Origin of the sequence: Streptosporangium sp. NPDC020072, from assembly GCF_040631445.1 — a bacterium.
In the GTDB taxonomy this organism is placed as follows: domain Bacteria; phylum Actinomycetota; class Actinomycetes; order Streptosporangiales; family Streptosporangiaceae; genus Streptosporangium.
Window position 1 is genome coordinate 252,670 of record NZ_JBEYAB010000008.1, and the last position, 19,141, is coordinate 271,810.

The 19,141-nt window shown below is 71.9% G+C and carries 18 protein-coding genes; 9 read left to right on the forward strand and 9 right to left on the reverse strand.

Annotation, left to right across the window (positions count from 1 at the left end; translation table 11 throughout):
• Positions 1-74: 74 nt before the first annotated feature.
• Together ABZ470_RS21265 and ABZ470_RS21270 are read right to left on the reverse strand one after the other, a co-directional pair.
• Positions 75-3,299, reverse strand: coding sequence for a DUF6493 family protein (locus ABZ470_RS21265; RefSeq protein WP_362913158.1), 3,225 nt, complete (start codon positions 3,297-3,299; stop codon positions 75-77).
• The gene (locus tag ABZ470_RS21270) at positions 3,296-4,624 is read right to left on the reverse strand and encodes an SWIM zinc finger family protein (protein ID WP_352012350.1); all 1,329 of its coding nucleotides are present in this window, start codon (positions 4,622-4,624) and stop codon (positions 3,296-3,298) included. The genes ABZ470_RS21265 and ABZ470_RS21270 overlap by 4 nt, the downstream gene beginning before the upstream one ends.
• Positions 4,625-4,923: 299 nt before the next feature.
• Between ABZ470_RS21270 and ABZ470_RS21275 the strand changes: the two genes are divergently transcribed.
• Complete coding sequence (locus ABZ470_RS21275) at positions 4,924-5,304, forward strand: glutaredoxin domain-containing protein (RefSeq protein WP_362913160.1); 381 nt, start codon at positions 4,924-4,926, stop codon at positions 5,302-5,304.
• A gap of 67 nt (positions 5,305-5,371) precedes the next feature.
• On the opposite strand, the gene ABZ470_RS21280 is transcribed toward ABZ470_RS21275, so the two are convergent.
• Positions 5,372-6,340, reverse strand: coding sequence for a pirin family protein (locus tag ABZ470_RS21280; protein WP_362913162.1), 969 nt, complete (start codon positions 6,338-6,340; stop codon positions 5,372-5,374).
• 306 nt (positions 6,341-6,646) lie between these two features.
• Here ABZ470_RS21280 and ABZ470_RS21285 point away from each other — a divergent pair, with 306 nt between their 5' ends.
• Positions 6,647-7,231, forward strand: coding sequence for a hypothetical protein (locus ABZ470_RS21285; protein WP_362913164.1), 585 nt, complete (start codon positions 6,647-6,649; stop codon positions 7,229-7,231).
• Between the two features lie 68 nt (positions 7,232-7,299).
• Here ABZ470_RS21285 and ABZ470_RS21290 read toward each other — a convergent pair whose 3' ends face one another.
• The 3 genes from ABZ470_RS21290 to ABZ470_RS21300 all read right to left on the reverse strand — a co-directional run bounded on the left by ABZ470_RS21290 (position 7,300) and on the right by ABZ470_RS21300 (position 9,510).
• Entirely contained in the window at positions 7,300-7,608 is a 309-nt protein-coding gene (locus ABZ470_RS21290; protein ID WP_352012354.1) for a hypothetical protein, read from the reverse strand.
• 145 nt (positions 7,609-7,753) lie between these two features.
• A complete protein-coding gene (locus ABZ470_RS21295) occupies positions 7,754-8,941 on the reverse strand; it encodes an MFS transporter (RefSeq protein ID WP_362913166.1) in 1,188 nt (395 codons plus the stop codon).
• Positions 8,938-9,510, reverse strand: a complete 573-nt coding sequence (locus ABZ470_RS21300; protein ID WP_362913168.1) for a Chromate resistance protein ChrB — start codon at positions 9,508-9,510, stop codon at positions 8,938-8,940. The genes ABZ470_RS21295 and ABZ470_RS21300 overlap by 4 nt, the downstream gene beginning before the upstream one ends.
• Positions 9,511-9,572: 62 nt before the next feature.
• Between ABZ470_RS21300 and ABZ470_RS21305 the strand changes: the two genes are divergently transcribed.
• Genes ABZ470_RS21305 through ABZ470_RS21335 form a run of 7 tightly spaced genes read left to right on the forward strand, consistent with a single transcriptional unit; the run spans position 9,573 to position 16,511 of the window.
• The gene (locus tag ABZ470_RS21305) at positions 9,573-10,121 is read left to right on the forward strand and encodes a MarR family transcriptional regulator (RefSeq protein ID WP_362913170.1); all 549 of its coding nucleotides are present in this window, start codon (positions 9,573-9,575) and stop codon (positions 10,119-10,121) included.
• Complete coding sequence (locus ABZ470_RS21310; RefSeq protein ID WP_362913172.1) at positions 10,118-11,404, forward strand: MFS transporter; 1,287 nt, start codon at positions 10,118-10,120, stop codon at positions 11,402-11,404. Before ABZ470_RS21305 ends, ABZ470_RS21310 begins: the two co-directional genes overlap by 4 nt.
• A 42-nt stretch (positions 11,405-11,446) precedes the next feature.
• Complete coding sequence (locus ABZ470_RS21315; RefSeq protein WP_362782591.1) at positions 11,447-12,073, forward strand: TetR/AcrR family transcriptional regulator; 627 nt, start codon at positions 11,447-11,449, stop codon at positions 12,071-12,073.
• Positions 12,070-12,960, forward strand: a complete 891-nt coding sequence (locus ABZ470_RS21320) for an ABC transporter ATP-binding protein (RefSeq protein ID WP_362913174.1) — start codon at positions 12,070-12,072, stop codon at positions 12,958-12,960. Before ABZ470_RS21315 ends, ABZ470_RS21320 begins: the two co-directional genes overlap by 4 nt.
• A complete protein-coding gene (locus ABZ470_RS21325) occupies positions 12,957-14,528 on the forward strand; it encodes an ABC transporter permease (RefSeq protein WP_362913176.1) in 1,572 nt (523 codons plus the stop codon). Before ABZ470_RS21320 ends, ABZ470_RS21325 begins: the two co-directional genes overlap by 4 nt.
• A 32-nt stretch (positions 14,529-14,560) precedes the next feature.
• Positions 14,561-15,109 carry a YciI family protein gene (locus tag ABZ470_RS21330; RefSeq protein ID WP_362913178.1) on the forward strand — a complete coding sequence of 183 codons (549 nt, stop codon included), beginning with the start codon at positions 14,561-14,563 and terminating at the stop codon, positions 15,107-15,109.
• A 34-nt stretch (positions 15,110-15,143) separates the two neighbouring features.
• Positions 15,144-16,511: a pyridoxal-dependent decarboxylase gene (locus ABZ470_RS21335; protein WP_362913180.1), complete on the forward strand. Its 1,368-nt coding sequence runs from the start codon at positions 15,144-15,146 to the stop codon at positions 16,509-16,511.
• 127 nt (positions 16,512-16,638) lie between these two features.
• Here ABZ470_RS21335 and ABZ470_RS21340 read toward each other — a convergent pair whose 3' ends face one another.
• The 3 genes from ABZ470_RS21340 to ABZ470_RS21350 all read right to left on the reverse strand — a co-directional run bounded on the left by ABZ470_RS21340 (position 16,639) and on the right by ABZ470_RS21350 (position 19,081).
• Entirely contained in the window at positions 16,639-17,028 is a 390-nt protein-coding gene (locus ABZ470_RS21340; RefSeq protein ID WP_362913182.1) for a PepSY domain-containing protein, read from the reverse strand.
• A gap of 92 nt (positions 17,029-17,120) precedes the next feature.
• Entirely contained in the window at positions 17,121-18,398 is a 1,278-nt protein-coding gene (locus ABZ470_RS21345) for a HAMP domain-containing sensor histidine kinase (protein WP_362913184.1), read from the reverse strand.
• Entirely contained in the window at positions 18,395-19,081 is a 687-nt protein-coding gene (locus ABZ470_RS21350; RefSeq protein ID WP_352012366.1) for a response regulator transcription factor, read from the reverse strand. Before ABZ470_RS21350 ends, ABZ470_RS21345 begins: the two co-directional genes overlap by 4 nt.
• Between the last annotated feature and the right edge of the window lie 60 nt (positions 19,082-19,141).

Consider the following 19,141-nt stretch of genomic DNA (forward strand, 5'->3'; position numbering starts at 1 on the left):
CGCCGAGGGTTCCGGCGCTGCAGCCCTCCCACCGCCCCTCGGAGACGGCGACCACCGTCGCCCGGCGAAAAGTCTCAGCCTTGGCCGGCAGGAGAGAACGCGGTGCCCTCGGTGAGCTGGGAGTGAAGACGCTTGCACTCGTGGACGAAGCGGATCCTCCGGCGGCTGCGCGCGAAACCGGCGACGACCGGAATCTCTCCGCTCGCACCGGTCCAGCGCGCCACGTCGGTGGCGAAGGCGACGAGTTCGGCGTGGGTCACGGTGATGCGCTGTCCCTCGCCCGGCAACATCTCGGGCAGCAGAGCGCACAGGATGTTCCACACCTCCTGGTGGCCACCGGCGTCCGCCAGCCCGGTCAGGGCCGCGATGGCGGAACGGGTCTCCAACCAGGTACGGCGTAGCACCAGCGCGAGCTGACGGCCGATCGCCTCGGCGGGCAGTTCGCTCCTGGCGGCCATGCTCAGGACCAGCGGGATCACACCGGGCACGCCGCCGGCCAGGAGGTAAGCGAGGATCACCGCCGTGGACTCGCCCATCGGGCCCTGGGCGATCTCCAGGCCGGTGATCTCCGAGGGGGTCACCTGCGTGCTCCAGTAGCCGCCCAGCAGGTAGGGCAGGTAGTTGACAGCCGCGACCTCGCGGTGTGAGGGCAGCATGGCGGGCCACGCCCGGAGCGTGCTGCCGGCCCCTTCGACCGTCCAGTCGAACGGCTGACGCAGCAGCACCTCGTCGATCAGCCGATGGCCGGTCGGGGCCGTCACCCGCAACACCGGCTGCAGCCTGACATCGGTGAAGTGCTCCGGTTCGCCGTCGCCGAAATCGACCATGGACGCGTTCACCATGTGGCGCCACACGTGGCCGCACTCGGGATCGGCCATGCCGTCACCGGCGAGCCAGCGGGCGGCCGAACACGCCGCCTCCGAGTCGACCTTGGCGGCCCGCTCTGCCGCGGCCTGATGGCTGCCCCGGGGCAACCGCAACAACGCCTGCGCCAGGTCGGCCGGAGGCGGCTCGACCCCGGCGGCGGCGCAGGTCTCCAGCCGGTCGACCAGCACGTCGGGATCGAGGTGGCCGCTCATCCAGGTCGGCGTGGCCAGCAGCACGGGCGGCAGGGTGTCGTTTCGGAGGGCTTCGGCGAGTTCCGCGTAGCGGTGCAGCAGGAAATCATGGGGCGGGGAGACACGATTGGGGTGGGGCAGGTGGTTGCGCCGCCGCCACTCGTCGTGCTCGGGCAACTCCTTGGGCATGAAGGAGCGCAGCCGGGACGGGACGAAGACGACGGTCACCTCCACGAGCGGCTCGTCCGGGCCTGGCGGGGGTACCCGCTCGCCCGCCCGCATCGCCGCGATCCTGGCGGGGTCCAGACCGAGCTCCGCCATGCGCTCGTAGGCGTGGTCGAGGATGAAGGACGGCATGGCCTCATCGGAGTCGTCGTACAGGACACCGGGCCTCATCCGCGCCGGATGGAGGTGGTCCGGCAGTTCGTCGTCGTTCTCCTCGTCGTTGAAGGCGTCGGAGGGACGGGGCAGTTCGTCGTCGGCGGGGGAGTCGTACAGGTGGATCCGGCCCCCGCTGAAGGGGACCCGCTCATCGCCCTCGCGGGCAGTCGCCCCGTCTGGGCCGTCGTCGCTGTTCCAGGTGATGAAGAAGGCGCGCAGCGGGGTGTCGTCGTCGAGGTAGCGGCCGGGCCGGTAGGCGCCGCCTATGACGAACCGCCGGGGCCTCGGCTCCGGGTCGGGCTCCTCGCCACGGGTGAGCGTGCGCACCCCCACGGAGTGGTTCGCGTCGTCCCAGAACTTCTCCGGTTCGATCGGTGGCAGCTCCGGCACGCTCCCGGGGGTGACGAGCTCGGCGGACAGCGCCGACTGCCAGTCGTCGGGGTCGAGACGCGCCTCCCTGGAGCGCCAGTACCCCTGGTTCTGCTCGACACGAGGCTTGAGCCTGCGGCGCAGTTCCGCCCGGTCGTCGGCGACTCCGGTGACGAAGGCCGCCAGCCAGCGCTCCTGGCCGATCCAACGCTCATCGTGGCCGGGGGAGATCGACGGCTCGGGGAACCTCCGCGCCTCCGAAGGCGCGGGCAGCGGCGGGAACTCCTTGCGCTCCAGCGGTTCCTCAACCGGAACCTCCCCGCCGAACCGCTCGGCCAGCTTCACCCCCAGATCGACGGGCAGGTGGTGGACGCCGTCGAGGACCGCCTCAGGGTGGCCGGCGAACAGGCCTGCGTGCTTCAGGGTCAGCTCAACCGCGCGGTTGCGCACGTCGAAGGACTTGTGCGCGTACGCCGTGGTCAGCGCGGTCACGAAATCGGCGGCCGTCTCGGGCGTGGCCCGGATCGCCTGGTCGAGCCAGCGCAGGCCCGTGGCGGCGAGCTTGGCCTCGTCCCGGAAGGTGAGCGCCTCGACGGCCTCGACCAGGTCGGCATGGTCGAGCGGCATCGCCCCACGTACCTGCTCGGCGGCCAGTTCGGCGACCGTGCCCGGAGCCGACGGCAACAACCGCAGGTAGTCACGCAGCCGGGGCGCGGACTCCTCGGGAGTGGGGGCGAGGAGCGTGTGCAGCCGGACGAAGAACCGCAGGTCCTGCGCCTCGCCGCCGCGCAGGAAACGGCTCACACAACCGTCGAGCGCCTGTTTCCTGGGCAGTTCGCGGGCGGCGGAGGCCAGCCAGCGGGTTGGCCGGGGCTCCAACCGCTCGTCACGGAGGGCGCGACCCGCGCCGTCGGCGTCGAAGACACGAGGCAGCAGCACGGGGGTCAGCGGGTCACCGGCCACGCTCGGCGCGGCCAGCCAGGCGGCCACCAGCGGGTCGTGGTCGGGCGGCACCGCGCCGGACTCACGCAGCAGCGCCACGGCCAGCGGCGCGATGCGGTCGCCGGGACGGCGCACCCGCTGGACCAGCCGGACCGCGACATCACGACGCCACTCTTGGGGGCGGGTGGCCGCCACCCGGCACACCTGGGCGACGTCAACAGCCTCGGCCCAGCGGCGGTTGACGTCGCGGCCGGTCATCCACGTCACCGCCGCCGCAGGGCCGGTGATGACGCCGACACCGGTCAGCAGCAGCCCGCCCGCCAGTCTGTCGAGCAGTTCACTGATCTCCCAGAAGGCCGTCTCCTCGAAGTCGTCGGGGTGATCGGCGCGCACCCGCTCGGTGAGGGTACGGCGCAGCTCCTTGACGAGGCCGGGCAACCGCCCGCCCAGTTCGGCGCGCTCCTCCTCGGTGAGCGTGACCAGCCGGGCGGCCAGGCGGGTGACCTGGTCACGGGCGACCAGGTCACAGATCTCCGCCCAGAGAGTCATCGGGAGACCTCCACGGCGGCACGGGCGACGATCCGGGCGGCCAGCACGTGTTTGCACGGCCCACGGGAGCCGCGATGGTCCCACCACCACTCACAGGTGCAGGACCCGTCGGTCAGCGAGACCCGGCGCGCTCCGCCCGAGGTCCGGACGGTGGCCAGCTCGCCTTCGAGGTGTACGGCTCCCGCGTCGACGAGCTTGCGCGCCTTGGCCAGCCGTGGGTTGAGCAGGATCACGTTGTCCTTGTCGTAGGGCAGCTCACGGTGGAAGTGGGCGGCCTCCGACAGGTCGTAGCCGACCCGGCCGGCGACACCGAGCTGCGTCAGCGCGGCCCGCACCCGGCCGGCGGGGATGCCCGCGCGGTCGGCCAGCAGGCCGATCTCGATCTCGGGCTCGAAGTTGAGCAGCATGCCCACCACGTCGGCGTCGTTCTCGGCCTCGTCGGTGGCCAGGTCGTCGAGCACCGCGCCCTCACCGGAGAAGCCGCGCCAGCGCTCAGGCGAGAGAGTGAGCGTGTAGCGCATACCGGGGAGCTCCAGTTCCCAGGCGCTGCAGGCGGCGTCGGCCGGGCCGTACACCCGCAGGGACTTCGCGAAGCGCAGCAGCGGCAGGAGGGTGCCGAGCCGGTTGGGGCCGGCGAGCTGGACCGAGCCGGGAACCCTGCGGTCGGAGACCTTCAGCTCCCGTCCCACCTGCGCCACCCACACCGTGCCCTTCTTGGGCAGCCCACGCAGGAACCGCACCGCCGCCATGCCGGTCAGCTCACCGCGCTGGTCCATGCCCGAGGCGATGACCTGCACCTCGGCGAAGCCGCGTAGCCAACGCTCGGGCAGCGGCACCTTCTTCTCCACCACCGCGCCGTCCATCGTGGTCACGACCAGTTCGTCGAGCCCGACTCCCAGGTGCAACGGGTCACGCGCGCCGATACGCGCCAACGCCTCCCGGAGCGGGGCGTTCACATCGACGTTGGTGGTGCCCCGGTCGAACACCTCACCGTCGAGCGCGCCGCCCAGCAGGTCAAGCCGGGCGTACACGCCGCCACAGGCCGAGAACGACTCGAACCGCAACCGGTCTCCGTTGCACGTCACCACCGGGTCACGCACCCAGCCGGGCCGCGCCTGCGGCTGGTGGTAGCGGGCCAGCGCCACGTCGGCGACGCCGAGCAGGGCAGCCGCGGCGGGGGCCGCCTGGGTCACCACGCCGCTGAAGAACCGGGGGGCCACGGCCGGGCCGGACAGGGCCCGCCCGCCGGAGGTCGCCAATCCGAGACGGCCGTCGACAAGGGAGGAAGGCGCGGCGTACGTGTACGCCTGCGTCGCTGAAGTCATGGCCGGGACACTAGATCACCCCACCGACAACCCCGGGGACGGCGAACCCGGCCAGGCTTGAGCCCCGTTTGCGAAGGAGCCGCCGCCCCGCTTCGCCGAGGCGACCACCTTGGCCGGGTGTGGGAGGCACCCGACGTGACGGTGCGGATCGCGGTGCGCCGTGACACGTGTGGTGTCCCCGGTGGTGTGTGACGGCCTGTCGCCGCGGATACCGCGAGGTCCGGAGGCTGCGGGCCGGGGTGATGCGCACCTTGACGGGAACCAGCGAGATGTGGAGGGGGCTTTGAGATGATTTCCCCATGCCCTCTTCGCAGGTCGTCCTCGTCATCGTGCTCGTGTTGCTGATCGCCACGAACCTTCCACGCCGGGGCCGGGCGACGTCGTACAGGGACGCCGACCACAAGGGCGTGGTCGTCTACTGGCGCCCCGGTTGCAGGTACTGCATGAGGCTCCGCACACAGCTGCGCTTCACACGGCTGCGCCACAGCGAGGTCAACATCTGGAAGGACCCTGACGCGGCGGCGTTCGTCCGCTCGGTCGCGGACGGGAACGAGACCGTGCCGACCGTGACCGTGGCCGGGGAGGCGATGGTGAACCCCTCCAGGAGCCGGCTGTTCGAGGCGGTCAGGAAGCACGCCCCACACCTGATGCCCGGCGCCGGGAGGTCAACCGGAACATGACCGGCCCCGGAGGTTCCGATGTTCGTCTGGGCGGGTCTGACCCGCCCAGACGGTGGAGACGGGTGCGTCAGGCGTGGTCCCCCGCGGGGATCGAGCCCAGGCGGCCTGCCTTGTAGTCGTCGAAGGCCTTGACCAGTTCCTCGTGGGTGTTCATGACGAACGGTCCGTAGTGCGCGACCGGTTCGCCGATGGGCTCGCCGCCGAGGACGATGACCTCCAGGCCCGAGGTGGGCGAGGCGGTGATCGTGATGGTCTCGGCGTCGGTGGCCAGGCCGGGCCGGTTGCCGAAGCCCTCGAAGACGGCGAGCTGCCCGCCGGTGATGGACGCCTTCTCCGCGCCGACGCTGCCCTTGCCGGACAGCGCGTAGGCCAGGGCGTTGAAGTCCTTGCGCCAGGGCATCGTGAGCTGCGCCCCGGGGCTGATGCTGGCGTGCAGCAGGGTGATCGGGGTGTGGGTCGCACCGGGCCCGGCGTACCCGGCCACGTCACCGGCGATCAGCCGGACCAGGGCACCGCCGTCGTGACTGCTGAGCAGGGCGACGTTGGCGCGTCCGATGTCCTGGTACTTCGGGGTGAGCATCTTGTCCTTGGAGGGCAGGTTCACCCAGAGCTGGATGCCGTGGAAGAGGCCGCCCTGCTGGACGAGCCACTCCGGCGGGGCCTCGATGTGCAGCAGACCGGATCCGGCGGTCATCCATTGGGTGTCGCCGTCGGCGATGACACCGCCGCCGCCGTGGGAGTCCTGGTGGACGAAGGTGCCGTCGATGATGTAGGTGACGGTCTCGAAGCCGCGGTGCGGGTGCCACGGCGTGCCCTTGGGCTCACCCGGCGCGTAGTCCACCTCGCCCATCTGGTCCATCATGATGAACGGGTCGAGGTATTCGAGCTTGATCGCCGCCAGGGCCTTGCGGACGGGGAAGCCCTCGCCCTCGAAGCCGCTGGGCGCGGTCTCGACGGCGAGCACCTTCCGGCCGATCCCCAGGTCCTGCGGGATGCGGGGCAGGGCCAGGACGTTGTCGACGGTTACGGCGGGCATGTCTGCGCTCCCTTCAGCGTGGTTCGCCACTCACAACTCAGTTGATGTTTCAACTATTCCGGGGCGGTGGACCGCCGCACGCAGTGATCGTCCGGTGGCGGGGTTCGGCACCAGGTGATCTCCGGGCACAAGCATGCCGTGAGGCACGGCTCTTGACGGTACGGCTACCGGCCGTGGGCAGGAACCCGCCGAGCCGGCCCGAAGGCCTAGCCTTGCCGGCGTGCGCGTTTTCCGAGGTCGCGACCGGCCCGGGCAGGCGGCGCGCGTGTGCCCTCGGGACGATAGGAACGAAGAGACGCCGTGGACATGAGCCGAGCCGTGGAGTGGTGGGACAGGCACCAGATCCCCCTCTATCTGGTCGCGATCGCCGCCGGTGCGTTCGCGGGGCTCGCCGTGGTCGAGGTCACCCCGTTCCTGGAGGCGTTCGGTGTGCTCATCGCCGCGCCTCTGGCCGCTGCGGCGGTCGTGCAGGCGCTCGCGCGCCGCCACCGGGCCGGCCGGATCGTCGAGGAGGTCATGGCCGGATCCATGGTGCCGCTGATGATGGCCACTCTCGCCGTCGTCGTCGGTTCCCAGATCTCCGCGGTCGGCTCCCAGGCCCTCGCCCTGGTACGTCTGGTCCCGCTGTACTCCGCCTTCGTGGTGCTCGCCGTCGCCGTCGGCAGGCTCGCCGCCCGGACGGCGAGCCTCGATGCGGCGGCCACCCGGGCGGTGATGTTCTCCGCCGCCACCCGCAACTCCCTGGTCGTGCTGCCGCTCGCCCTGGCCCTGCCCGCCGTACTCGACATCGCGCCGCTGGCGGTGGTCACCCAGACCCTGGTCGAACTGGTGGCGATGGTCGTCCTCGTCCGCCTCGTCCCCAGGCTGGTTCCCGAAGCGCTGCCGGCCTGAGCGAGGCTCCCGGCACGACGGAACCCCCGGCCCGGGCCGGGGGTTCCGCCTTCGCTCACAGGGGCGGATCAGGGGTTGTCGTAACCGATCCAGTTGATGTACCAGCCGTACTGCTGGGCGATGGCGGGCGTCAGCGGCCTGCTGTCCTTCCACTGGACGTAGACGCGGAACTTGCTCGCCGTGGCGTCGTAGACGGCGCTGGGGCCGACCAGCGACCACTGGTTGCCGCCGGTGCTGCCGATGGAGGTGACGTAGACGGGGGCTCCGGTGAAGTGGGCCGCGGTGGTGTCGACGTCGATGTAGATGCCGTTGGGTCCGTAAGCCTGCCAGCCCTGCCCGGGGGCGGTGTGTCCGGAGGCGATGCGCGCAGTCGGCATGATGCGTCCTCTCGCGAGATACGAACTGTCGCGCTAAGTGTTCATTCAATGACTATGGGTGTCTACAGATGCTTCCCTGCCCCTTCCGCCACACACACCCCACCTTTCCGACAGGTGTCCGACGGCGGGCGAACGGGGCACGTGGTCAGGGGCTCGCCGGGCGTTCGGGGGAAAGGCGGCGCAGGAGGAGGCCGATGAGGGGCGGAAGGGCGAGCAGGATGGCCAGGACGGCGTATCCGTGGGTGAGGGAGGCCGCGGTGGCGACGGCGGCGACGAGCAGGGGGCCTCCGGCGTCGCCGAGTTCGCGGCCGAGCTCGGCGGCTCCCATGGTCTGGCCCATGCGTTCGGGAGAAGTGCGGGCGGCGAGAGCGGCGAAGCCGAGCGGGGTGATGAGCCCGGTCCCGACGCCGATCAGTACGGCGGCGACCAGGACGCCGGCCAGGCCGGGCAGCGTCGCGCCCGCCAGGCCAACGGCGGTGATGAGCAGCCCGGCCACGATGCCGGTTCGGGTCGTCAGGCGCCCCTCGTCCAGCGCGCGTCCGGTGCGGGGCTGCACGATCGCCGCGCAGGCGGCCAGGACGGAGACGGCGGCACCGGTGGCGACGGTGCCCAGGTCGGCGGCCCTGCCGGAAACGGGCAGGAACCCGACTCCGACGGACAGTGCGGCGGTGGCGGCGGCCAGCGCCGCGGTGGGCGCGAGGAAGGCCGGGTCGGCCAGACGCCTGACCAGGTCGAGGACCGTCTGACGGCTCTTGGGCAGCGGCGGTACGGCGGGCACGGCCAGCGCGGCCCACACCGCCACCACCACACCCAGCACCGCGAGGACCGCGAACAGCGACCGCAGTCCGCCCGCCCACACCAGCAGTCCGCCCAGCAAGGGGCCGAGGGTGTAGCCGATCGACTTGTGGAAGCCGTATCCGCCGAAGGCCCGCCCGAGCTTCGCCGCCGGGTTGAGGCGGGCCACCAGGGCCGAGGCCGACGGGGAGAACGCCGAGGCCGCCGCGCCCTGTCCCAGGCGGGCGGCCCACAGCCATCCGGGGCTGTCGGCGACGACGTAGACGCCGGAGGCGAGTGCGAACGCCACCAGGCCGCCCAGCAGTACCGGCCGGGCGCCGATCCGGTCGGCGACGCTGCCGAAGAGCGGCTTGAGCAGCACCTCGGCCCCGTCGTAGAGGGCGAGCAGGCCGCCGAGGACGAGCAGGGAGGTGACGGCGTCATCGGAGAAGCCGCCGAGGTTGGCGGCGATCCCGTGCGCGCCGAACGCGGTGGTGAACCCGGCCGCGTACAGCGGCCACATCTGCCGGGCCGGAGCGGCCTGGGCCTGTCCTGTCACCGCGTCCGTCCCGGTTCCGGCAGTTCGTGCAGCGCGGCGAAGACCCGTTCGGCGTAGTCCTCGCACGCCGCCGCGCACTCGCGCAGCCGCCGTCCGGCTTGCGCCGCCTCGGGCGCGCCGAAGACGTCCCGCGCCGTCAGGTCACGGTGCCAGCGCCGCAACCGCTCCAGCGACTGTTCCTCCTCCTCAAGTTCGGCCAGGGTGAACTTGCCGATCCCGATCTCCTTGGCCAGTTCCTGCTCGAACTTGCCGCAGTCGGCCAGGAATTCCGTCCAGTCCGCCGAGCGCGCCGCGGTGAACATCTCCCGCAGTCGTTCGGCGTCGCCGCTGTCGCGCCCTGCCGCGACAAGCGTGACGAACTGGCCGCCCGCCTGTCCGGTGAGTTCGCCCGCCCGGGTGACACCGTCGGTGAACACGGGGACGTCCGGTACGGCCCACACTCCTTGCCCGAGCGACAGGGCGCCCATTTTGCGCAGTTCCCGCCATACGGCCACCCGGTGCCGGGACGGTTCCGCAGGGATCTTGACCAGGAAGACGAGCCACCGGCCCGCCTGCTGAGAGTCAGACACATCATGGAATGTAGCAGCCGTTACAAACCATCAAACCGTATGAGCGCTGTTATATTAGCGCTGTGACATCTTTGGACCCCACCGCGTCGCCCGGCCGCTGGGACGCGCTGCACACCCTGCTGGGCGACCTGGACCGCCAGATCGAGACCTTGTACACGGATCGGGGCATCGAAGGCGTCCGCTCCCGGTTCGTCCATCCGTTGATCCGCCTCGCGCACACCGGCCCGCTGACGATCCGTGAGCTGGCGGAATCCCTGGGCCGCTCGCACTCGGCGATGAGCCAGACGATCTCGGTGATGCGCCGCGAGGGCCTGGTCAACTCGGAACCGGGCACGGACGCCCGCACCCGGCGCGTCACCCTCACCGACCGCGCCCGCGACCTCATCCCCTTCCTCGAAGCCGAGTGGCGCGCGACCGAGGCCGCCGTCGCCGAGCTCGACGACGAGATCCCCCACCGGCTCAGCGCGGTCGTCGCCGAGCTGGAGAGCGCGCTGGCCCGACGGTCCATGAAAGAGCGGATCCTCTCCCATCTCGGTGATTTCCCGGCCGCCGAGACCGCTTCCGCGGAGGCTTCCACAGTGGCTTCCGCGGAGAGGGAGACCCGGCCGTGAGCTGGCGCGAAAGGCTGATGGACGTCCGGCCCCTCCGCGACAGCCGGCACTTTCGCGACCTGTGGATCGGTTCCTCCCTCGCCTCGATCGGCCGGCAGATCGCCGTCGTCGCCGTACTGCTACAGGTCTGGGACCTGACCCACAGCTCGTTCTGGACCGGGGTCATCGGTCTCGCCACGGGTCTGCCGCTGCTGGCCCTCGGCCTGGTCGGCGGGTCGCTGGCCGACACCGTCGACCGCAGGAGCCTCGTCCGCCTCACCACCGTCGGCCAGGCCCTGACGGCCGCGGGGCTCGTGGCGCAGGCCGCCGCGGGGAACCGGTCGGTCGCGCTGCTGCTCGCCCTGGTCGCCGCCCAGTCCGGCTGCTCGGCGCTCGGAGCGCCCGCCCGCCGTACCTTCCCGGTCCGGTTGCTGCCCGCCGACCAGGTCGCCGCGGGGCTCGCCCTGCAGAACATCGCCTTCCAGGCGTCCATGCTCGTCGGGCCCGCCCTCGCCGGTTTCGTGCTCGCACGGTGGCACTATCCCGCCGCGTACACGATCCAGTTCCTGGCCGGGCTCGCGTCACTGGCCGCCGTGGTCAGGCTGCCCCCGATGCCCGCCCTCACAGCGGAGGACGGGCCGGAGACCGACGGCGGATCGCGGAGCAGGCGCGGGCCGGTCAGGGGAGGCTGGCGGATCAGCCTCCAACGCCCCACCCTGTGGGGTTCCCTCTCCGTTGACCTCGCCGCGACCGTCCTGGCCATGCCGGTCGCGCTCTTCCCCCTGGTCAACGAGATCCGCTTCGCGGGCGACCCGCGCACCCTGGGGTTGTTCCTGACCGCGCTCGCGCTCGGCGGGATCGGCGCGGGCCTGTTCTCCGGGACCGTCACCCGTCTGCGCCGCGGCGGCCTCGTCCAGCTCGTCGCGGCCACGGTCTGGGGGCTCGCCCTGGCCGGGTTCGGCGTGGCCGGGCCGATCTGGCTCTCCCTGCTCTGCCTGGCGGTCGCCGGTGCGGCCGACACCGTCTCCGTGGTCACCCGGGGCGCGCTCGTACAGCTTGAGACCCCCGACCGGTACCGGGGGCGGGTGTCCTCGGTCGAGCACGTCATCGGCATCGCCGGTCCCGAGATCGGCAACTTCAGGGGAGGAGTGCTCGCCTCCCTCACGTCGGCTCCGGTTGCCCTTCTGGTGGGCGGGCTGACGGCCGCGCTCGCCGTCGTCTCCGTCGGCCTCGTCAACCGCCCCCTGCGCGCCTACCGCGTCCCGGCCGAGCATGAGGCCGTACGGCAGGCCGAAGTGGGTTGAACACTTGAATTGGTTCCAATACATGCGTATAGAATCTTGGACGTGCGACCAATATCCGAAGAGGACCTGACGACACGGGCCCGCATCCGTGACGCCGCACTCGGGCTGTTCGCCGAGCAGGGCGTCAGGGCGACCACGATCCGGGGGATCGCCGCCGCGAGCGGCGTCTCACCCGGCCTGGTGCAGCATCATTTCGGCACCAAGGAGGAGCTGAGGCAGGCGTGCGACGACTACGTCCTCGGCTACATGCGTGAACAGGTCGACGTGGGCATCACCGGCCGCAACCTGGAGAGGCCGGAGTTCATCGAGAACGTCCACCGCACCGCACCCCCGCTGATGAAGTACCTCGGCCGCGCGCTCGTGGACGGCTCGCCCGGCGCGGCCGCCATGTTCGACGAGCTCGTCGCCATGACGGAGGAACACCTGGCCCGCGAGGGGCACGCGGAGGCGGACCACCGCGCCCGCGCGACCGTGCTGACCGCGATGAAACTCGGCATCACGGTGCTGCACGAGCACGTCTCCCGCGCGCTCGGCACCGACGTCTACTCCGCCCCGGGCACCGTACGCGTCGGCAAGGCCCAGCTCGACCTGATCAGGCCGGAGTTCCTCGGCCGGGAACTGTTCGAACAGGCACGGACCGGGCTGGACAAGTTAGAGGAGCGACGATGAGCGCGGCGGTGCGGGTCGAGGCCCTGGTCAAGAGCTTCGGGCAGACCAGGGCCCTGGACGGGCTCGACCTGACCGTCAGGACAGGGGAGGTGCACGGCTTCCTCGGACCGAACGGTTCGGGGAAGACCACCACGACACGCGTTCTGCTCGGCCAGATGCGCGCCGACTCGGGCAGGGCCGAACTCCTCGGCGGCGATCCCTGGCGGGACGCGACCGAGCTGCACCGGCGGCTCGCCTACGTGCCCGGCGACGTCACCCTGTGGCCCTCGCTCACCGGCGGTGAGGTCATCGACCTGCTGGGCAGGGTGCGCGGAGGCCTGGACCCCCGGCGACGCGCCGAACTGCTCGAACGCTTCGAACTCGACCCGCGCAAGAGATGCCGCGCCTACTCCAAGGGGAACCGGCAGAAGGTGGCGCTGGTTGCCGCCTTCGCCTCCGACGTCGAACTGCTGATCCTCGACGAGCCGACCTCGGGCCTCGACCCGCTGATGGAGGCGGTCTTCAACGAGTGCGTCCTGCGGGAGAAGCGCGACGGCCGTACGGTGCTGCTGTCCAGCCACATCCTGTCCGAGGTCGAGACACTGTGCGACCGCGTGAGCATCATCCGCGCGGGCCGTACCGTCGAGTCCGGCAGCCTGGCCGATCTTCGGCACTTCACCCGGACCTCGGTCACGGCACAGCTCGCCGGACCCGTGCCCGGCCTGGCCTCGCTGCCCGGCGTGCACGACCTCACCGTGGACGGCGCCCTGCTGCGCTGCCAGGTGGACGGCGACGCGCTCACGGCCGTGCTCGGCGAGCTGTCCAGGGTGGGCGTGCGCACGCTGACCACGCGGCCGCCGACGCTTGAGGAGCTGTTCCTGCGCCACTACGAGGGAGCCGCGGCGTGACCGGGACCTGGACGTTGATCCGGCTCATCCTGCGCAGGGACCGCGTGCTGCTGCCGGTGTGGATCATGATCAGCGCGCTGCTCCCGGCCGGTGTCGCCTCCGCGACCGCCGCCCTGTACACCGACCAGGCCGCCCGCGACGCCTTCACCGCGGCCTCGATGAACAACCCCGCCCAGCTGGCCATGCGCGGCCCCGTCCACGAGGCGAGCCTCGGCGGCCTGACCGCCTGGACGCTCGGCTCGTCCGGGGCGTTGATCGGCGGCCTGGTCAGCATCCTGCTGGTGGTCAGGCACACCAGGGCCGAAGAGGAGGCCGGCAGGCGCGAACTGCTGGCCTCAGGCGTCGTCGGCCGTCACGCCCCGCTGGCCGCCGCGCTCACGGTCGTGCTGGCCGCCAACCTGCTGCTCGGCCTGCTTTCGGTCCCCGGCCTGGTCCGCGAGGGCCTGCCCGCCGGCTCGTCGGTGCTGTTCGGGCTGTCGACGGCCTCCGCGGGCTGGGCCTTCGCGGCGGTGGCCGCGCTCACCGCGCAGCTGACCGCGGCTTCGGGTACGGCGCGCGGCGTCGCGATCGCCGCGGGCGGTCTGCTGTTCGCGGTGCGTTCGCTGGCCGACGCCGGTGGCGTCTCCTGGCTCGCGTGGCTTTCGCCGTTCGGCTGGGCCAGGCTGACCAGGCCCTACGCGGGTGACCGGTGGTGGGTGCTGGGAGTCGCCGTGGTGTCCGTCGCCACGCTGACGGCCGCCGCGTTCGCGCTGTCCACGCGGCGCGACGTGGCCGGTGGCCTGCTGGCCGCCCGGCGGGGACCCGCCGCCGGGACGCTGCAGGGCGGGATCGGCCTGGCCTGGCGGCTGCACCGGGGCACGATCGTGGGTTCCGGGATCGGGTTCTGCCTGCTGGGCGTGTTGCTCGGCATGGCGGCGCGCGGGCTGGACAGCCAGGTGGACACGCCGCAGTTCCGGGAGCTCGCGGCGACGATCGGAGGTCCGGGAGCGCGCGTCTCCGAGGTGTTCTTCACGTTCGTGATGTACGTGCTCAGCCAGATCGTCACGGCGTTCGCGCTGGTCTCGGCGCTGCGTGCCCGGAGCGAGGAGGCCGCGGGCAGGGCCGAGCTGCTGCTGGCCGCCCCGGTCGGCAGGTTGCGCTGGGCGCTGAGCCACCTGGTGTTCGCCGTCGCGGGCCCGGCGTTGCCGCTGGCCGTCCTGGGGGCGGGTGCGGGGCTCGCCTACGAGGGCGACGCGCTCCGCGTCGCCGGGGCGACGCTGGCCTATCTGCCCGCCGTCTGGACCATGGTCGGGTTCGCGACACTGTTGTTCGGCGTGCTGCCCCGGCAGGCGGCGGCCGTGAGCTGGAGCGTGCTCGGCCTCATCCTGCTCGTGGACCTGCTGGCGGAGTTCAGGCTGGTCGGTGGGGGCGTTCAGGACCTCTCACCGTTCGTGCACGTGCCGCCGGCGCTGCTCGGAGACGCCTCCTCCACGGTCGCGCCGCTGCTCGGGCTGACCGCGGTCGCGGGCGCCCTGGTCGTCGCGGGGCTGGCGCTCCTGCGCCGCCGCGACCTGGTCCCTTCAACCTGACGAACTTTTCGGATATATCGCGATAATGAGGCATGGAGTTCTTCTGCTACCACCGTGACCGGCCCGGTTCGGTGGCGTTGCGTCACGAGCTGCTGGAGGAGCACTGGTCCTACATGGACCGGTACGCCGCCGAGATGATCGCCCGTGGCCCGACCTTCGACGACGACGACACCCCGACCGGGAGCGTGCACATCGTCGACCTGCCCGATCCCGCCGCCGCCCGCGCGTTCGCCTTCGACGAACCCGGCTACCAGGCCGGGGCGTACCGCGACGTCCTGCTGCGCCGGTGGCGCAACACGCTGGGACGCACCATGTGGGACTTCCCCGGCGGCCGGACCGGCGGCGACCGATACCTGGTGCTCGGCCTCGGCTCCGGGCAGCCCGCCGACCTCGCCGTCCCCGCCGCCCGGGACGGGCTGATCGCGTACGGGCCGCTGCTGTCCGACGACGGCGAGAGCTGGCTGGGGACGGCGGCACTGGTCCGGGCTCCGGACGCGGACACGGCGCGCGCCGTACTGACCCCGGACGGATACGCCGACATCGAGGTGCACAACTGGTGCTTCGGCGGACGCCGGTCCTGAGCGCACGAAGCCGGTTTCGAGGAGACGAGAAGCGTTGGCAGAGGAACCGAACCGGCTGTTTCGCACGGCCGCCGACCACGCCACCGGTTACCGCCGGTCACTGCCCGGCAGGCCGGTGGGAGTGCCGGTCGACCAGGAGGCGTTGACCAGGGCGTTCTCCGGCCCGCTGTCCCGGGACCCCTCCCCACCGGAGCGAGTGCTGGCCGAACTGCTCGCCGCGGCCGAACCGGGCCTGGTCGCGAGCGCGGGCCCGAGATACTTCGGATTCGTCGTCGGCGGCGCGCTGCCCGCCGCGACCGCGGCCGACATGCTGACCGCCGGTTGGGACCAGCTCGCGACCAACGCCGTCACCTCACCCGCGGCCATCGCCGCCGAGGCCGCGGCGGGCGCCTGGCTGAAGGACCTGCTGGGGATCCCCGCGTCGGCGTCCACCGGATTCGTCACGGGCTGCCAGGCGGCCAACACCGCCGGACTCGCCGCCGCCCGGCACCGGGTGCTGGCGGAGGCCGGGTGGGATGTGGAACGACGCGGGCTGCTCGGAGCACCACCGATCCGGGTGATCGCGGGGGAGGAGCGGCACGGGACGATCGACCGCTCGCTGCGGTTGCTCGGTTTCGGGACGGACGTGATCGAACCGGTACCCGCCGGACCGAACGGTGCCATCGACATCAAGGCGTTGCGGATGTCGCTGCGAGCCGCCTCCGGGCCGGCCATCGTGTGTCTCCAGGCGGGCAACGTGAACACCGGCGCCTGCGACCGGCTCGGGGAGGCGTGCGAACTGGTCCACAGGCACGGTGGGTGGGCGCACGTGGACGGGGCGTTCGGGCTGTGGGCCGCGGCGAGCCCGGCGACCCGGCATCTGGTCGACGGAGTGGAACTCGCCGACTCCTGGGCCTGCGACGGCCACAAATGGCTGAACCTTCCCTACGACTCGGCCTTCGCGTTCTGCGCCCGGCCCGACGTGCACGCGGCGGCGATGTCCTACGCGGCCGCCTATCTGACAGGTTCCGGCGGCGCGCCCGTGGGAGCCGACCTCACCGCTGAGTCATCGCGCCGGGCCCGGGGATTCGCGGTGTGGGCCGGACTGCGGGAGCTGGGCAGGGACGGGGTCGCGGCGCTGGTCGAGCGCTGTTGCGCGCTGGCCCGCCGGTTCGCCCAGGGACTGGCCTCGGCCGGGTTCGAGGTGGTGAACGAGGTGGTCCTCAACCAGGTGCTGGTGGGGTTCGGGGACGACGCGCGCACCGAACGGGTGATCGCCGCGGTTCAGGCGGACGGCACGTGCTGGGCGGGCGGCACGACCTGGCGGGGACGGCGGCTGATGCGGATCTCGGTGTCGAACGCCACCACGACGGAGGCGGACGTGGACCTGTCGGTCGCCGCGATCACCCGCCTCGCCGCCTGACCGATCACCGTACGGCCCTGACCCGGCGCGCGGCGACGGCGATGACCGTCCGCCCGGCCGGATTCGACCTCCTCGCCGAGGGCCCGCCCGTGACGGAGTGGGCCGATCGGCAAACGGGCGGAGGTCCTCAGTCGTCGTCCTCGGCGTCGTGCTTGCTCGCGTCGTCGCGGCGGTCGTCGTCGGCCTTGCCGGTGACCAGGGAGCCGGTCTCGGCGTCGACGGCGAACTCCCGCTCGCTGCCGTCGCCGCCCTTCACCTCGATCTGCCAGGTCCGGCGGCCGTGTTCGGTCTCAAGCTCGGCGGAGGTCACCCAGCCCGAGGGGACCTGCTCCAGGGCCGTCTTCTCCGCCTGCGAGCTGAGGACCTTGGGGGCCTTGGCGGCGCCGTGGTCCCCGGGGGCGTCCGACGTCGTGGCCGAAGGGGTGGGCTCGGCGTTGGCGGCCGTCACGGCGGCTCCGCCGCCCGCCACGAGTACGGCCGCCGTGGCGATACCAGCGATGATCATGGGCTTGCGCATCCGAACCTCCGGTGCGGTAGACGTCCTTGCTGACGTCTCCAAACCTGCCGTGCCGGGCGATAGCGCGGGCCTGTGACAGTCCTAAACGCGGGTTAACGCGGACCGGGCCCGAACTCCACGGTGACGCGGGCGCCGCCTGCGGGACCGTCGGCCAGCGTCATGGAGCCTCCGGAACGTTCGGCGGTACGGCGGACGATGTCCAGTCCGAGGCCGGTCGAGGACGCGCCGCTGACTCCGCGCGTGGCGGCGCCTGGGTGCAGGAACCCCGGCCCCCGGTCGGTGACGAGGAGTACGGCTCCGCCGCCGGGACGGGCCGACAGCCGTACCTCGAAGTCCGTGCCCTCGGGAGTGTGGGCGAAGACGTTCTCCAGCAGGGCGTCGACGCAGGTCGTCAGGGCCTCCTCTCCGACGCCCACCGGCAGGGGAGGATCGGTCAGCTCCTGGCTGACCAGGCGGTCCTGGTCATGGGCCAGCATCGACCAGTGCTCCAGACGTTCTGCCACGACCCGGGCGGCGTCGCATTCCCCCGGTGCGTCATGGCGGGCACGCCGCGCCTCTTTGATCACCCGCGTGACCATGCGTTCCATCGACTCCACGGCGGCGCCCACGCGGGTGGCCTGCTCGCTTTCCGGCAGCCCTTCGGCCTCCAGCCGCAGCACGGTGAGCGGCGTTCGCAGCTGGTGGGACAGATCGGCGACCGCCTCCCGTTCCTGGGCCAGCAGGACACGGATGCGCTCGGCGAGGTGGTTGAGCGCTCCGGCCACCTGCCGTAGTTCTTCGGGGCCCTCTCCGGGCGCTCTGGCGGTGAGGTCTCCGGCCGCGAGCCGGTGGGAGACCCGCGCGATGCCGGTGATGAGACGTATCTGTGAGCGGGCGAGCCGGTCGGCGACGAGCAGACTGACGGCCAGCACACCGGCTCCCACCAGCGCGAGGATCAGCCAGGCGCGCCTGACCCCTCTGGTGAGGTCGGCGTCGGAGACGAAGGCGCGGATGACGGTCGTGCCCGCGGAACGGCCCGCGACGGCGACGAGGATCTCCCTGCCGCCCCGCGCCTGAGCGGTCAGGCTGCGCCCGGTGAAGGCCAGCCGTACGGCCTCGGAGCGGGGGGCGGGCTCACCCAGGACCGCACCGGTGGGCAGGAAGACGGTCAACGGGTGGCCGTTGGTGCCGTTGGCCTGTTCCACGGCCAGCTCCAGGGCGGGGCCCGTACCGACCGAGGCCACGGGGACCAGCGACTGCGCGCGTACGAGCGCGTCGGCGGTGGCGCGGTCGGCGGCCAGCATGAGCGCCAGCAGCGCCAGCGGCACCAGGAAGGCCACCAACGCCAGGGACACCATGGAGGCGACCAGGACGAGCAGACGCCGCCTCATGTCGCCGGGTCCACCAGCTTCACGCCGACGCCACGGACGGCGCGGATGTAGCGCGGCTGCTGCGCCGACTCGCCCAGTTTGTTACGCAGCCAGGACAGGTGGACGTCGACGGTCTTGTCGGCGCCGCCGTAGGGCAGCTGCCACACCTGCGTCATCAGTTCGCGTTTGCTGACCACCTGGTCCGGCCGGGCCGCCAGGTAACACAGCAGGTCGAACTCCTTCGGCCGCAGGTCCAGGGGGCGGCCCGCCAACGTGACGTGGCGGCTGCGCGGGTCGATGCGCAGTTCGCCCACCACCAGGGGCTGCGAGGCGTCGTCCTCCCCCTGCAGGCGGCGGAGCACGGCGCGGATACGGGCGTCGAGCTGGACCGCTCCGAACGGTTTGACCAAGTAGTCGTCGGCCCCGGCGTCCAGAACGCGGGCGATCTCCTGTTCGTCGTCACGGGCGGTGGCGACGATGATCGGAACCGGGCTGACCGCTCGCAGCATGCGAACGACCTCGTGGCCGTCGATGTCGGGCAGGCCGAGATCGAGGATCACCAGATCCGGACGATCCTCGACGGCCCTGTGCAGTCCGGACATGCCGGTGACGGCCGAGGTGACCGCGTGGCCGCGTTCGGTCAGAGCCCGCATCAGCGCGGAGCGTACGGCGGCGTCGTCTTCGACGAGGAGTAACTGTGCCATCACCTCCACCGTATGAGCATCGGAAGGCGTCGCGGCCGGTTCCTCCTTGGCGTTGAACCG

Bases quoted from the DNA above. Each gene is read 5' to 3' on its own strand.
- ABZ470_RS21265 (WP_362913158.1), bottom strand. From the start codon at position 3,299: ATGACTCTCTGGGCGGAGATCTGTGACCTGGTCGCCCGTGACCAGGTC.
- ABZ470_RS21270 (WP_352012350.1), bottom strand. From the start codon at position 4,624: ATGACTTCAGCGACGCAGGCGTACACGTACGCCGCGCCTTCCTCCCTT.
- ABZ470_RS21275 (WP_362913160.1), top strand. From the start codon at position 4,924: ATGCCCTCTTCGCAGGTCGTCCTCGTCATCGTGCTCGTGTTGCTGATC.
- ABZ470_RS21280 (WP_362913162.1), bottom strand. From the start codon at position 6,340: ATGCCCGCCGTAACCGTCGACAACGTCCTGGCCCTGCCCCGCATCCCG.
- ABZ470_RS21285 (WP_362913164.1), top strand. From the start codon at position 6,647: ATGAGCCGAGCCGTGGAGTGGTGGGACAGGCACCAGATCCCCCTCTAT.
- ABZ470_RS21290 (WP_352012354.1), bottom strand. From the start codon at position 7,608: ATGCCGACTGCGCGCATCGCCTCCGGACACACCGCCCCCGGGCAGGGC.
- ABZ470_RS21320 (WP_362913174.1), top strand. From the start codon at position 12,070: ATGAGCGCGGCGGTGCGGGTCGAGGCCCTGGTCAAGAGCTTCGGGCAG.
- ABZ470_RS21330 (WP_362913178.1), top strand. From the start codon at position 14,561: ATGGAGTTCTTCTGCTACCACCGTGACCGGCCCGGTTCGGTGGCGTTG.
- ABZ470_RS21340 (WP_362913182.1), bottom strand. From the start codon at position 17,028: ATGCGCAAGCCCATGATCATCGCTGGTATCGCCACGGCGGCCGTACTC.
- ABZ470_RS21345 (WP_362913184.1), bottom strand. From the start codon at position 18,398: ATGAGGCGGCGTCTGCTCGTCCTGGTCGCCTCCATGGTGTCCCTGGCG.
- ABZ470_RS21350 (WP_352012366.1), bottom strand. From the start codon at position 19,081: ATGGCACAGTTACTCCTCGTCGAAGACGACGCCGCCGTACGCTCCGCG.